Raw genomic sequence first — 14,368 nt, 5'->3', positions numbered from 1 at the left:
GTACGCGACATTGCCGGGGCAGTCGGTGGCACCGACGTCGCGGTGGCTGAAGACGGTCGGCAGCGTCGCGACGGCGCCGAGTGGGAAGTTGGTATTCTCTCCACCGGCCGACGACAAAGAAACGGTGCCCTGCGGGTTGATGTGATCCAGGCCGAGCCGCCAGCCGATCAGCCTGCCCAGCGTGTGCAGTTGGATCGGTGTCGGCGCCACGTCGTCGAAGTTGCCGATCATCGCCGCACCCCAGCTGTCGCCGTTGAAGCCGCCGGTGTGGTCGCCCTGCACGGGCCCGATCAGGGCACCGGCCCGGCCCTCGAACACCTGGCCGTACTTGTCGACCAGCGCGTTGTAGGCGATGTCGCACCAGCCGAGGATTTGGGTGTGGTACGCGTAGATCGACTGGACGATCGCCGCGGAATCTTGCGGCTGGTAGTCGTTGCTCTCGGCGGTGTGATGCACCACCGCGGCTCGGATCGGCTGATCGAATGGCCGGTTTCCGCAGTGCACCGCTTCGTCGGCGCCCCATTGGGCGCGGGCGATGATGTTGGGGGCCTGACCCGCCGCCACGATGGCGGTCGGCGGTGTCCACTGGGTATCGACAGGCGCCTGCGGCGGGGAGATGAGAATTGCCGAGATATTCTGTGCCAGAGGCTGTTCCGCGGTAGCCGGGAGGTAGCCCAGCCCGGCGGGCGCCTGTCTCTTCGGCGGGACTGTTTGCGGTGCGCCAGCCGGCCGGCTGACCGATACCTGGACCGTCGTGGTCTTGCCGACGAAGACCGGATCGGTGCCGCGCGGGCCCGGTGTCGAGCCGTGTTCGCCCGACGAGAGCAGAGTCTCGGTCTCGTACCACGGACCCCACGAGCCGTCGGCGTGCCGGGCGCGGATCCGCGCGGTGGTGCCGGTGAGATCTCCGCCGGTCAATGCCACCATGGAAAACGGTGTGGCTTGGCTGATCTCGCGAACGGTGACGCCGCCGCCGAGGCCGACCAGGGGCTGCTGCGCGAGGTGGGTGTCGCCGGGGCGCGCCGGTTGCTCCCGATGTTCGCTAACCGCCCACGGCAGGATCACCACGGTCGCCGCGATGGCGGTGAACAGCATCGTCGGCGGACGACGGCGGGACGGCACCACCCGATGTTACGTATGTGTCTATTGGTGCAAATGTTTCGACACGCTACTTAAGTGAATAAAGTGGTTCGGACGCGGCACGGCACCGCAGAGTTTGGGTGACCCTGGTCAGACCAGGGGCCCACTTCTGCGGTGCCGTTTCGGGGGAAAATCCGAAGCCGCGCGTGCGATCAGGGGATCGGCGCCGGGACGGGAGGCGGCGGAACCGGAGCGGCCGCGCCATGTGCCGCGTTCTGCAGCTGCGGCAAGATCATGCCCTTGAGCAAGTCAATGGCCTGACCGGCGCCCAGCTGGTTGGCCGCGCTCATCATGTCGCTGACCAGCCCGCCGCTCTGCGCGGGTGCCGCGCCGAGGGACGGATCGCCCAGGATCGGGTAGGTGCCACCGGCACCGGGGTCCAGCCCGACCGGGTCGCTGATCGGGAGCTCGCTCGGGTTCGACACGCCGCCGGTACCGGTCACCGGGTCAAAGGCGGTCGGGCCGGCCGCCCCGGGTGTCAGACCAGGGCTGGTCAGACCGGGAGTGGTCAGACCAGGCGTCGCGCCCGGGGTTGCGCCCGGAGTCAATCCCGGAGTCGTGAGCCCGGGCGTTGTCCCGGACGTCAGGCCCGGAGTGGTCAGGCCAGGAGTGGCCAGGCCCGGAGTGGTCAGACCAGGAGTGGCCAGGCCCGGAGTGGTCAGACCAGGCGAGGTGAGGCCGGGTGACGCCAGCCCGGGGCTGGCGAGGTCAGGCGAGGTCAACCCAGGGCTGAAGCCCGGCGAACCCAGGCTGCTGGGGCTGGTGGCACCGGTCAGGCTCGGGATCGGCGGGAGGCTCACCCCGAACTGCGACAACCCCTGCGTCAGCGCGCCCATCAGCTCGCCAGGCAGGTCGGTCATCGATGCGGCCCGGACGAACTCGTGCTGCTGAGGTGCGGGCTTAGCCGTCAAGTCGCAAACAGCGATGTAAGCAAAAGGACTCGCGACCGCCAGAGCGGCGAACGCGCTCGTGGCTGTCGAGAGCCTGCGTCGACGTCGGTTCGGCACGGAAGTCTCCTCAATCTGGAAAATTCGGTCTCTGTCTTGCCCGGGGGCAAGGTGCCTGATCGGACGTTCTCAGGACACACGACCGATGGTACTTACGTGAATGTTGTTACTGGAGTGACGAGACGCAATCGTGAGCCAATCGCGACTTTCGTCACCAAAATCTGCTCTACCGTTATCCGCGACGCCGGTATTCGCCCCTGTGGCTAATGTCGTTGGAAGAAGACCCGGCCGCAACGCTGCCGCCACGCGGGCTGTGGTCGCGCAGTCGGATACCCTAGGCAACCGATGACTTCTCCTTCCGGTCGCTTTGACCTCTATGTCGTCGGCTCCGGATTTTTCGGTCTGACGGTCGCCGAGCGCGTGGCCTCTCAGCTCGGTAAGCGGGTGCTCGTCATCGAAAAGCGGCCGCATATCGGCGGAAACGCCTATTCGGAGGCTGAGCCGCAGACCGGTATCGAGGTACACAAGTACGGCGCTCACCTCTTCCACACCTCCAACAAGCGAGTGTGGGATTACGTGCGCCAGTTCACTGACTTCACCGGCTACCAGCACCGGGTTTTCGCCATGTACGAGGGTCAGGCTTATCAATTCCCGATGGGGCTGGGTCTGGTCTCGCAGTTCTTCGGTCGCTACTTCACACCCGACGAGGCCAGGGCGCTGATCGCCGAGCAGTCCGCCGAGATCAAGAGCGACGAGGCGCAGAACTTCGAGGAGAAGGCGATCTCGCTGATCGGCCGCCCGCTGTACGAGGCGTTCGTGAAGCACTACACCGCCAAGCAGTGGCAGACCGACCCCAAGGAACTGCCGGCGGCCAACATCACCCGGTTGCCGGTGCGTTACACCTTCGACAACCGCTACTTCAACGACACCTATGAGGGCCTGCCGGTCGACGGCTACACGGCCTGGCTGCAGAACATGGCCGCCGACGACCGCATCGAGGTCAGGTTGGACACCGACTGGTTCGACGTCCGCGACGAACTACGCGCGGCAAGCCCGGATGCTCCGGTGGTCTACACCGGCCCGCTGGACCGCTACTTCGACTATTCCGACGGCCACTTGGGTTGGCGCACCTTGGATTTCGAGCTGGACGTGTTGTCGACCGGCGATTTCCAGGGCACACCGGTGATGAACTACAACGACGCCGACGTGCCGTACACCCGCATCCACGAGTTCCGCCATTTCCACCCGGAGCGGGATTACCCGGCCGACAAAACGGTGATCATGCGGGAGTACTCCCGTTTCGCCGAGCACGACGACGAGCCTTATTACCCGATCAACACCGAGGCCGACCGCGAACTGCTCAACGCCTACCGGGCCAGGGCCGCGAACGAAACCGCCTCGGCCAAAGTCCTTTTCGGGGGACGGCTGGGCACGTACCAGTATCTCGACATGCACATGGCCATCGCCAGCGCATTGAACATGTACGACAACGTCCTGGCACCGCACCTACGTGACGGCGCGTCGCTAGACGAGAACAGCAGAGGAAGCACCCGGGAATGAGTAAGACCACGGTCGACGATGAAAACCGTGCCACGACACAGCAATCCGGTAAGGCGGTGAGCCTGCTGGCGCGCGTCATCCTGCCGCGCCCGGGCGAGCCGCTAGACGTCCGCAAGCTGTACCTGGAGGAGTCGACCACCAACTCGCGGCGCGCGCATGTGAACAACCGCACTTCGCTGCAGATCGCGGCCGAGTCCGAAGTGTCGTTCGCCACTTATTTCAACGCATTCCCGGCCAGCTACTGGCGTCGGTGGACGACCTGCACGTCGGTGGTGCTGCGCACCGAGGTCACCGGCAAGGGACGTGTCGACGTCTACCGCACCAAGGCCACCGGCGCCCGGATCTTCGTCGACGGCCGCAATTTCGCCGCGACCGACGGCGAATCGGAGATCCTCGAATTCCAGGTGAGCCTGCAGCCCTTCGAAGACGGCGGATGGATTTGGTTCGACATCACCACCGACTCGAACGTGACCTTGCAGAGCGCCGGCTGGTATTCCGACCAGCCCGCGCCGGGTGTCGCCAACGTCGCGATCGGTATCCCGACCTTCAACCGGCCGAACGACTGCGTCAACGCGCTGCGCGAGCTCACCGCAGATCCGTTGGTCGACAAGGTGATCGGTGCGGTGATCGTTCCCGACCAGGGCACGTCGAAAGTCCGCGACCACCCCGACTTCGCCGCGGCCGCCGCGGCACTGGGCGACCGCTTGTCGATCCACGACCAGCCCAACCTCGGCGGCTCCGGCGGATACAGCCGCGTCATGTACGAGGCGCTGAAAAACACCGACTGCCAGCAGATCCTGTTCATGGACGATGACATCGAGCTGCAGTCGGACACCATCCTCCGGATCCTCGCGATGCATCGCTTCGCGAAGGCGCCGATGCTGGTGGGCGGCCAGATGCTCAACCTCCAGGAGCCGTCGCACCTGCACATCATGGGTGAGATGGTCGACCGGGCGAACTTCATGTGGACCGCGGCGCCGTTCACCGAATACGACCACGACTTCGCGCAATACCCGTTGAGCGACAACAACCCTCGCAGCCAGCTGCTGCACCGGCGCATCGACGTCGACTACAACGGCTGGTGGACGTGCATGATCCCACGCCACGTCGCCGAGGAGCTCGGCCAGCCGTTACCGTTGTTCATCAAATGGGATGACGCCGATTACGGGCTGCGCGCCGCCGAACACGGCTATCCGACCGCGACGCTGCCCGGTGCGGCGATCTGGCACATGGCGTGGAGCGACAAAGACGACGCGATCGACTGGCAGGCCTACTTCCACCTGCGCAACCGGCTGGTGGTGGCGGCCATGCACTGGGACGGCAACGTCCGGGGGCTGGTCCGCAGTCACTTCAAGGCAACGCTGAAACACCTTTCCTGCCTTGAATATTCGACCGTCGCCATTCAGAACAGGGCGATCGACGACTTCCTCGCCGGCCCGGAGCACATCTTCTCGATCCTGGAATCCGCGCTGCCGGAAGTACATCGGATGCGCAAGCAGTACCCGGACGCGGTGGTGCTGCCGTCATCTGATGAGTTGCCGGTGCCGTCGGAGCGCAACTACGAGATGAAGCCGCCGGTGCACCCGCTGTCGATCGGGTACCGGCTGATCCGCGGAGTGCTGCATCAGCTCAAACAGGTTGAGCCGGACCATCATCAGCGCCCGCAGCTCAACGTGCCCACCCAGGATGCCCGCTGGTTCCGGCTGTCTACGCTGGACGGCGCCACCGTCACCACGGCCGACGGCCGCGGCGCTGTCTACCGTCAGCGCGACCGGGACCAGATGTTCGCGCTGCTGTGGCAGTCGCTGCGGCGGCAACGGCAACTGCTGCGCCGCTTCGACGAGATGCGCCGCGCCTACCGCGAGGCGCTCCCGGTGCTGTCCAGCAAGGAGAAATGGGAGACGGTGCTGTTGCCGGCCCACGACCACACGCCGGGCAATGGCCGACATCGCGGCTGAAACGGCTTCGCCGAGCGGCGAAGTGGCAATACTCGTCGCGGTGCAATCGGCGTTGGCGGATCGCCCCGGTGCGCTGGCGGTCGCGCGGGCGATGTCCTATTTCGGCGAGCACAGTCTCGGCTGGCTGGCGGTGTCGGCGCTCGGCGCGATCCTGCAGCCGAGCCGTCGCCGCAGCTGGCTGGTGGCCGGTGCCGGGGCCTTCGCCGCGCACGCCGCGGCGGTGGTGATCAAGCGGCTGGTGCGTCGGCCAAGGCCGCATCATCCGGCGGTCGCGGTCAACGTCGGCACGCCGAGCAGTCTGAGTTTCCCGTCGGCGCACGCCACCTCGACCACCGCGGCGGCCATTCTGCTGGCCCGGGTCACCGGGTTGCCGCTGCCTGTCATGCTGGTGCCGCCGATGGCGCTCTCCCGGGTGCTGCTCGGCGTGCACTATCCCAGCGACGTGGCCACCGGGGTGGCGGTCGGGGCCGTGGTCGCGGCCGCAGCCGTCCAGGTCGATCGTCGCTGGCCGACGACGGGTGGAGCGCAAAGATGAGCGAGCAGGTTGACGACGCCGAGAAGAAGGTGGCCGGACCGCCGGCCAACCTGATCGTCGGCGTCGTCAAGGCGATGCGCCCGCGCCAGTGGGTGAAGAACGTCCTGGTGGCGGCGGCGCCGCTGGCCGCGTGGGGAGCCGATGCGCACTACGACTACGCCCAGGTGCTGGTCCAAGTGGCGGTCGCTTTCGCGGTGTTCTGTCTGGCCGCCTCGTCGGTGTACCTCGTCAACGATGTCCGCGACGTCGAGGCCGACCGCGAGCACCCCACCAAGCGGTTCCGTCCGATCGCCGCCGGTGTGGTGCCGGAGTGGCTGGCTTACACGCTGGCGACCGTGCTCGGGGCAGCGTCGCTGGCGCTGTCCTATTGGCTCAACCACAACCTGGCCCTGGTGATAGCCGTTTACATCGGCATGCAGCTGGGTTACTGCTTCGGACTCAAACACCAAGCAGTGATTGACATTTGCATTGTGTCCTCGGCGTATCTGCTCCGGGCTATCGCCGGCGGTGCGGCGACCAACACCCATCTGTCCCAATGGTTTTTACTGACTGCGGCGTTCGCGTCGCTGTTCATGGTGGCCGGCAAGCGCTACGCCGAACTGCAGCTGGCCGAGCGCACCGGGGCCAAGATCCGAAAGTCGTTGGAAAGCTACACCAGCACCTATCTCCGCTTCGTCTGGACGATGTCGGCCACCGCGGTCGTGGTGTGCTACGGGCTGTGGGCGTTCGAGCGCGACCACGGCAGGGCCGCCTGGTTCGCGGTGTCGATGGTGCCGTTCACGATCGCGATCCTGCGATATGCGGTGGACGTCGACGGTGGTGTGGCCGGGGAGCCCGAGGACATTGCGCTACGCGATCGGGTGCTGCAACTGCTGTTCCTGGCGTGGATCGGGACCATTGGTGTTGCCGTCATCCTCGGCTGACGCGGCACCGGAGGCCCCGTCGCGCTGGCCGGCGCTCAAGGCAGTAAGCCGGCCGTCATTCCCCTACGACATCGCGGTTCGGGCCAGCCTGTGGGCGAGTGTGGCCGTGGTCGCGGTGCTGTTCGGGTGGGGCGCCTGGCAGCGTCGCTGGATCGCCGACGACGGGCTGATCGTGCTGCGTACCGTGCGAAACCTGTTGGCGGGCAACGGCCCGGTGTTCAACCAGGGCGAGCGCGTCGAGGCCAACACCTCGGTGGTGTGGACGTATCTGGTGTACTTCGCCGGCTCGGCCACCCGGCCGATGCGCCTGGAGTATGTGGCGCTGGTGCTGGCCCTTGGACTGAGCCTGCTGGGCCTGGCACTGCTGATGCTGGGCACCGGGCGACTGTTCGCACCCAGCCTGGTGGGTCGTCGCGCGATCATGTTGCCGGCCGGGGCGCTGGCCTACATCGCGGTGCCGCCGGCGCGTGACTTCGCCACGTCCGGCCTGGAAAGCGGGCTGGTGATGGCCTACGTCGGGCTGCTCTGGTGGATGATGGTCTGCTGGTCGCAGGCCAAGCGGTCGCGGCCGCCCGGACGGGTTTTCATCGTCGCGCTGGCTTTCGTCGCCGGGTGCAGCGTGCTGGTCCGTCCCGAACTGGCGCTGATCGGCGGGCTGGCCCTGATCATGATGCTGATCGCCGCGCGGGGCTGGCGGTGGCGGACCACGATCGTGGTGGCCGGCGGGCTGCTGCCGGTGGGCTACCAGATCTTCCGGATGGGTTACTACGGGCTGCTGTTCCCCGGGACGGCGCTGGCCAAGGATGCGGCCGGAGACAAGTGGTCGCAGGGCGCGATCTATCTGTCGAACTTCAACCGGCCGTACGCGTTGTGGGTGCCGATGCTGTTGATGGCCGCCCTAGGCCTGGTGTTGTGGGTTTCCGCCCGCCGGCACAAGGGGCCCAGCACGGCGTCGACCACCGGGGGGCCGCTGTCCCGCACGCTGCAGAGCCCGGCCGCGGCCGTGGTGTTCATCCTGTTCAGCGGGTTTTTGCAGGCGCTGTACTGGATTCGGCAAGGCGGCGATTTCATGCACGGCCGGGTGCTGCTTGCCCCACTGATGTGTTTGCTCGCCCCGGTGGCGGTGGTCCCGGTGGTGTTCCCCGACGGCACCAGGCTTTCCCGCGAGGCCGGATACTGGTTGGCCGGCGGGGTCAGCGCGCTGTGGATGGCGATCGCGGGATGGGCGCTGTGGGCGGCCAATTCACCCGGGTTGGGCGCCGACGCCACCCGCGTCACCTACTCGGGCATCGTGGACGAGCGGCGCTTCTACTCGCAGGCAACGGGCCACGCGCATCCGCTGACGGCGGCCGACTATCTGGACTACCCCCGGATGCGCGCGGTGCTGGTGGCGCTGAACAACACCCCGGAGGGCGCGCTGCTACTGCCGTCCGGCAACTACGACCAGTGGGACCTTGTCCCTGCGATTCAACCGAAGCCGCTGCCGGGCACGCCGCCGGACAGTCCACCACCGGTTCCCCAAAAGGGGCCGCACACAGTCTTTTTCACCAATCTCGGCATGGTGGGCATGAATGTCGGCCTGGACGTCCGGGTGATCGACCAGATCGGGCTGGCCAATCCGCTTGCGGCACACACCGCGCGGTTGCAGCATGGCCGGATCGGTCACGACAAGAACCTCTTCCCGGACTGGGTGATCGCCGATGGGCCATGGGTGAAGTGGTACCCGGGTGTGCCGGGATACCTCGACCAGAAGTTCGTCCAGCAGGCTGAGGCGGCGCTCAAATGCGAGGGCACCCAGCAGGTGCTGAATTCGGTGCGCGCTCCGATGAGCTTCCACCGGTTCTTCTCGAATCTGCTGCACTCCGTGACGTTCACCCGCTACCGGATCGACCGGGTGCCGCGCTACGAACTCATCCGATGCGGCCTGGCCGTGCCGGAGCCGGGCGTTGCCCCCTACACCGGTCTGCCCGCCACCGGGCCGTAGCGCCCGCGCCGATTGTCGCCTGCGAACAGTTATCGGCAGAAGAATTTTTGCCAGCCATTCGGTTCGCATCCAATACGCGCCGCGCCGGCCGCCCCGAGGGTGGTTCAGCAACTCCGGATATGTACTCTTAGCGGCGAACAACCGCTCGTCGGCACATTCACAGCGTGGTGATCCGCGGCCGAGTCGAGCGGGTCCGGCCGCAGCGCGGGGCCCGGTTTCGGGCCTACGCCGATGCCAGTCCACACCGCAAGATGTGGTTGACTACGCAAGCACAGCTGCGCCCGTCCGACATTGATGCGGCTCCGAATGAGCCAGCGGATATCCGGACAACCAGGCCGGCGCGCTCAGCAACGATGCGGGTCAAGTAGCGGTTCGCAGAGAAGCTGAGCAATTAGGGCATCAAGTCCGACCCACACCGTTGGGCCCGACCATGAATGAGGAAGCAAGAATGAGGCTTGTTGACAGGGTTCGCGATGCGGCAACGACGTTGCCGCGTCGGCTCGCGCTAGGGGCTGCCGCGGCGGCTCTGCTGCCGGGCTTGATCGGCGTCGTGGGCCAGACCGCGAACGCAGGCGCGTTCTCCCGGCCGGGTCTGCCCGTTGAGTACCTGCAGGTGCCGTCGGCAGCAATGGGTCGCGACATCAAGATCCAGTTCCAGAGCGGTGGCGCCAACTCGCCCGCCGTCTACCTGCTCGACGGTCTCCGCGCGCAGGACGACTTCAACGGCTGGGACATCAACACCCCCGCCTTCGAGTGGTACCTGCAGTCCGGTCTGTCGCTCGTCATGCCGGTGGGTGGCCAGTCCAGCTGGTACACCGACTGGTACAAGCCGGCTTGCGGCAAGGCAGGCTGCCAGACCTACAAGTGGGAGACCTTCCTCACCAGTGAGCTCCCCGCCTTCCTGGCCTCCAAGGGCGTGAAGCAGACCGGCGGTGCCGCTGTGGGCCTGTCGATGGCCGGTGCCTCGTCGCTGAACCTGGCGAACTACCACCCCGCGCAGTTCATCGAGGTCGGCTCGTTCTCCGGTCTGATGGACCCCTCGCAGGGCATGGGACCGTCGCTGATCGGTCTCGCCATGGGTGACGCCGGAGGCTACAAGCCCGCCGACATGTGGGGCCCGAAAGAAGACCCGGCCTGGGCCCGTAACGACCCGCTGCTGAACGTCGGTAAGACGGTCGCCAACAACACCCGCCTGTGGATGTACTGCGGTAACGGCAAGCCGTCCGACCTTGGTGGCGACAACCTGCCGGCCAAGTTCCTCGAGGGCTTCGTGCGGACCAGCAACATCAAGTTCCAGGACGCCTACAATGCCGCCGGCGGTCACAACGCGCAGTTCCACTTCGACGCCAACGGCACGCACGACTGGCCGTACTGGGGCGCGCAGCTGCACGCCATGCTGCCCGACCTGCAGGCGACTCTTGGTGCCACGCCGGGTGCAGGCCCCGGCCCGGGTGGTGCTCCGGCCGCCACTGCGACCGGTCAGCACACCTGAGCTAAGAACAGCACGGCTGACGGCGACGACCTTGCGAGGTCGTCGCCGTTCGCCGTTTCTGGGGTCCGGTTCTTTCGTGTGTGATTAGCTACTTTGCGGAACCGGGGGCGATCTGCCGTCTCCCAATTGGTGGTCGACCGATAAGCGAGGTCAGAGATGAGAAGTCTGTCGATGCTGCTACGGCTCCTGTGTGCCGCCGTATTGACGGCCGGTGGCTTCCTCATGACGCAGTTGAGCCCGGCCCGCGCCGCCGGCTACGAGACGCTGATGGTGCCGTCGGGGGCGATGGGCCGTGACATTCCGGTGCAGTTCCTGGCCGGCGGCCCGCACGCGGTGTACCTGCTGGACGCCTTCAACGCCGCCCCGGACGTCAGCAACTGGGTGACCGCGGGCAACGCGATGAACACGCTGGCCGGCAAGGGCATCTCGGTGGCCGCCCCGGCCGGTGGCGCTTTCAGCATGTACACCAACTGGGAGCGGGACGGCAGCAAGCAGTGGGACACCTTCCTCTCGCAGGAGCTGCCGGACTGGCTGGCCGCCAACAAAGGCCTGGCGCCCGGTGGCCACGGCGTGGTCGGCGCCTCCCAGGGCGGGTACGCCGCGATGGCACTGGCCTGCTTCCACCCCGACCGGTTCGGCTTCGCCGGCTCGCTGTCGGGCTTCCTGTACCCGTCGAACACCACCACGAACGGCGCGATCGTCGCCGGCATGCAGCAGTTCGGCGGGGTCGACGCCAACGGCATGTGGGGCGCCGCGCAGCTGGGCCGGTGGAAATGGCACGACCCCGAGGTGCACGCAATGATGCTGGCGCAGAACAACTCACGGATCTGGGTCTGGAGCCCGATGAGCATGGGCGGCGACGCCGCGGCGATGATCGGTCAGGCCGGCGAGGCGATGGGTAACGCCCGGTTCTTCTACCAGGAGTACCGCAACGTCGGCGGACACAACGGTCACTTCGACTTCCCGGGCGGCGGCAACAACGACTGGGGCTCGTGGAGCGGGCAGCTGGGCGCGATGTCCGGCGACATCGTCGGGGCGATCCGCTAGAGCGTCAACCGGGGCCGGTACCGCCAACCGGTACCGTGAACCAAAGCACGACGGCCCCGTACGACCGAACCTGTACGGCAGCTCGGCTGTGCCATCGACCGACTCTGCTAGCAGGAGACCATGGCTGTGAATTCCAGGCGGAAACGCCGTCGTCGCATTCTGGCGTTGATCGCCGCCGCCGCCGTAGCGCTGGTGGTCGGGCTGGTCATCCTCGCGGTGGTCGGTGTCCTGCGGCAGCGGGAAACCCCGCCGAGCGCGGTGCCGCCCAGCATCGTGCCGCCGACCGGCAGTTCGACCTACCCGCACAAGCCGCGGCCGGCCTCGCAGGATTCCAGCTGCCCGGACGTGCAGCTGATCGCGATCCCCGGCACCTGGGAGTCCTCGCTGCAGGACGACCCGCTCAACCCGGTCCAGTTCCCGAAGGCGTTGTTGCTCAACGTCACCCGGCCCATCCGCGAGCAGTTCAACTCGAGCCGGGTCGAGACCTACACCGTCCCCTACACCGCTCAGTTCCATAACCCGCTGAGCAACGACCCGCAGATCTCCTACAACGACAGCCGCGCCGAGGGCAGCCGGGCGGCGGTCAAGGCGTTGACGGACATGAACGTCAAGTGCCCGTTGACCAGTTATGTGCTGGTGGGCTTCTCACAGGGCGCGGTGATCGCCGGTGACATCGCCAGCGACATCGGCAACGGCCGTGGACCGGTCGACGATGACCTGGTGCTCGGTGTGACGTTGATCGCTGACGGCCGCCGCCAAACGGGGGTGGGCCAGGACATCGGCCCCAATCCGCCGGGCGAAGGCGCCGAGATCATCCTGCACGAGGTGCCCGTGCTGTCCAGCCTCGGCTTGACGATGACCGGCCCGCGGCCGGGCGGTTTCGGCGCGCTCAACGGCAAGACCAATGAGATTTGTGGACCCGGCGATCTGATCTGCGCGGCTCCGCCGGAGGCCTTCAGCCTCGCGAATCTGCCCAGGACGATGGACATCCTGGCCGGCGGCGCGGGTCAGCCGGTGCATGCGCTGTACGGCACCACTCAGTTCTGGGGCCTGGACGGCCAGCCATCCACCGAGTGGACGCTGAATTGGGCGCACACCACAATCGAGAACGCTCCCCATCCAAAACACAGCTGAGCCCAAACACAGCTGACCATGGCGCGGTAAAACGCCCACACCTTCGGTCCGGCGTCCAAGTCGGCCCGGCGTCGAAGGTCACAGTTGCAACAAGCTGTAGCTTCGGATTTGGTCCGCGGCCAACCGCCCACTAACATTAAGAGAAATTTAAGAGCAGCTATGGCCGGTCTATCGCGTCCATGCGTGGAGCTCTCAGCGTGCTTCGGTAGCCTCTGAGAGGTTTGCCGTTCGCGACAGCCCTACGCAGGCAAGGTGTGGTGTTCCCGCAGACCGACCAGAGTCCGATGACATCGTCGGTGAGGCTCACACAGACTTAACCCGAGCAGCGTGGTGAAGGAGAGAGCGGCATGGCCTACCACAACCCATTCATCGTGAACGGCAAGATCAAGTTTCCAGATAACACGGACCTTGTTCGTCACGTCGAGAAGTGGGCCAAGGTGCGCGGGGACCAGCTGGCTTATCGGTTTCTGGACTTCTCCACCGAACGCGACGGTATCGCGAGGGACATGTCGTGGGCCGAGTTCGGTGCCCGTAACCGTGCGGTCGGCGCCCGGCTGCAGCAGGTCACCCAGCCCGGTGACCGCGTCGCAATCCTCTGCCCGCAAAGCCTGGACTACCTGGTCGCGTTCTTCGGCACGCTGTACGCCGGCCGGATCGCAGTGCCGCTGTTCGATCCCGCCGAGCCGGGGCACGTCGGCCGGTTGCACGCCGTGCTCGACGACTGCACCCCCTCGGCGATCCTGACCACCAGCGACTCCGCCGAGGGCGTCCGCAAGTTCTTCCGCAGCCGCCCTGCCAAGGAGCGGCCACGCATCATCGCCGTAGACGCAGTGCCCGACGACGTTGCCACCACCTGGCAGCCGGTGCTGGCCAGTCAGGACACCGTCGCGTATCTGCAGTACACCTCTGGCTCCACCCGCACCCCGACCGGCGTCGAGATCACGCATCTGAACCTGCCGACGAATGTGGTCCAGGTGATCACCGCCATGGAAGGCCAGGACGGCGACCGCGGTGTGAGCTGGCTGCCGTTCTTCCACGACATGGGCCTGATCACCACCTTGTTATCGACGGTGGTCGGCTACCACTTCACCTTCATGACACCCGCGGCCTTCGTGCGGCGGCCCAGTAGGTGGATCCGCGAGCTCGCGCGCAAGGAAGGTGAAACAGGCCAGACCCTCTCTGCTGCACCGAACTTCGCCTTCGAACACGCAGCGCTGCGTGGCCTGCCCAAAGAGGGCGAGCCGCCGCTGGACCTGAGCAACGTCAAGGCGATCCTCAACGGCAGCGAGCCGGTGTCGGCGGCGTCGCTGCGTAAGTTCAACGACGCGTTTGGTCCGTACGGCTTCCGGGAGGAGGCGATCAAGCCGTCCTACGGCCTGGCCGAGGCCACCTTGTTCGTCTCGACCACACCGATGGACGAGGCGCCCAGGATCATTCACGTCGACCGAGAAGCGTTGAACAACAGGGAGTTCGTCGAGGTCGCCGCCGACGCGCCGAACGCCGTCGCGCAGGCTTCTGCCGGCAAGATCGGCGTCGACCAATGCGCGGTCATCGTCGACGCCGAGACGGCGTCCGAATTGCCCGACGGGCGGGTCGGCGAAATCTGGCTGCACGGCCAGAACATGGGAGCCGGCTACTGGAACCGGGA

General features: G+C 66.5%; 11 protein-coding genes. 9 read left to right on the top strand and 2 right to left on the bottom strand.

The genetic code is table 11. The features are described from left to right. The coding region (locus tag WAO18_RS19170) for a peptidoglycan recognition protein (protein WP_422207814.1) at nucleotides 1-1,122 on the bottom strand (1,122 nt) is incomplete at its 3' end. A 170-nt stretch (nucleotides 1,123-1,292) separates the two neighbouring features. Continuing rightward, on the bottom strand, nucleotides 1,293-2,147 hold the full coding sequence (locus WAO18_RS19165; RefSeq protein WP_422207813.1) for a hypothetical protein: 855 nt from the start codon (nucleotides 2,145-2,147) through the stop codon (nucleotides 1,293-1,295). Nucleotides 2,148-2,432: 285 nt separating this feature from the next. Between WAO18_RS19165 and glf the strand changes: the two genes are divergently transcribed. The 9 genes from glf to WAO18_RS19120 form a co-directional block, all read left to right on the top strand. Beyond that, on the top strand, nucleotides 2,433-3,647 hold the full coding sequence (glf, locus tag WAO18_RS19160) for a UDP-galactopyranose mutase (protein WP_422207812.1): 1,215 nt from the start codon (nucleotides 2,433-2,435) through the stop codon (nucleotides 3,645-3,647). Then, entirely contained in the window at nucleotides 3,644-5,605 is a 1,962-nt protein-coding gene (locus WAO18_RS19155; RefSeq protein ID WP_422207811.1) for a glycosyltransferase, read from the top strand. The genes glf and WAO18_RS19155 overlap by 4 nt, the downstream gene beginning before the upstream one ends. Continuing rightward, nucleotides 5,586-6,140: a phosphatase PAP2 family protein gene (locus tag WAO18_RS19150; RefSeq protein ID WP_422207810.1), complete on the top strand. Its 555-nt coding sequence runs from the start codon at nucleotides 5,586-5,588 to the stop codon at nucleotides 6,138-6,140. Before WAO18_RS19155 ends, WAO18_RS19150 begins: the two co-directional genes overlap by 20 nt. Continuing rightward, the gene (locus WAO18_RS19145) at nucleotides 6,137-7,063 is read left to right on the top strand and encodes a decaprenyl-phosphate phosphoribosyltransferase (RefSeq protein ID WP_422207809.1); all 927 of its coding nucleotides are present in this window, start codon (nucleotides 6,137-6,139) and stop codon (nucleotides 7,061-7,063) included. The genes WAO18_RS19150 and WAO18_RS19145 overlap by 4 nt, the downstream gene beginning before the upstream one ends. Then, nucleotides 7,041-9,047: a flagellar motor control protein ZomB gene (zomB, locus tag WAO18_RS19140; RefSeq protein WP_422207808.1), complete on the top strand. Its 2,007-nt coding sequence runs from the start codon at nucleotides 7,041-7,043 to the stop codon at nucleotides 9,045-9,047. Before WAO18_RS19145 ends, zomB begins: the two co-directional genes overlap by 23 nt. A gap of 448 nt (nucleotides 9,048-9,495) precedes the next feature. Continuing rightward, entirely contained in the window at nucleotides 9,496-10,539 is a 1,044-nt protein-coding gene (locus WAO18_RS19135) for an esterase family protein (RefSeq protein WP_422207807.1), read from the top strand. Nucleotides 10,540-10,695: 156 nt separating this feature from the next. Then, a complete protein-coding gene (locus WAO18_RS19130; RefSeq protein WP_422207806.1) occupies nucleotides 10,696-11,586 on the top strand; it encodes an esterase family protein in 891 nt (296 codons plus the stop codon). Between the two features lie 120 nt (nucleotides 11,587-11,706). After that, entirely contained in the window at nucleotides 11,707-12,720 is a 1,014-nt protein-coding gene (locus WAO18_RS19125) for a cutinase family protein (protein ID WP_422207805.1), read from the top strand. A gap of 347 nt (nucleotides 12,721-13,067) precedes the next feature. After that, a partial coding sequence (locus tag WAO18_RS19120; RefSeq protein ID WP_422207804.1) for an AMP-binding protein occupies nucleotides 13,068-14,368 on the top strand: 1,301 nt, incomplete at its 3' end.

Source organism: Mycobacterium sp. (assembly GCF_049278535.1).
GTDB lineage: Bacteria > Actinomycetota > Actinomycetes > Mycobacteriales > Mycobacteriaceae > Mycobacterium.
The sequence above is the reverse complement of the archived record's forward strand: the minus strand, read 5'-3'. Positions and strand labels throughout refer to the sequence as shown.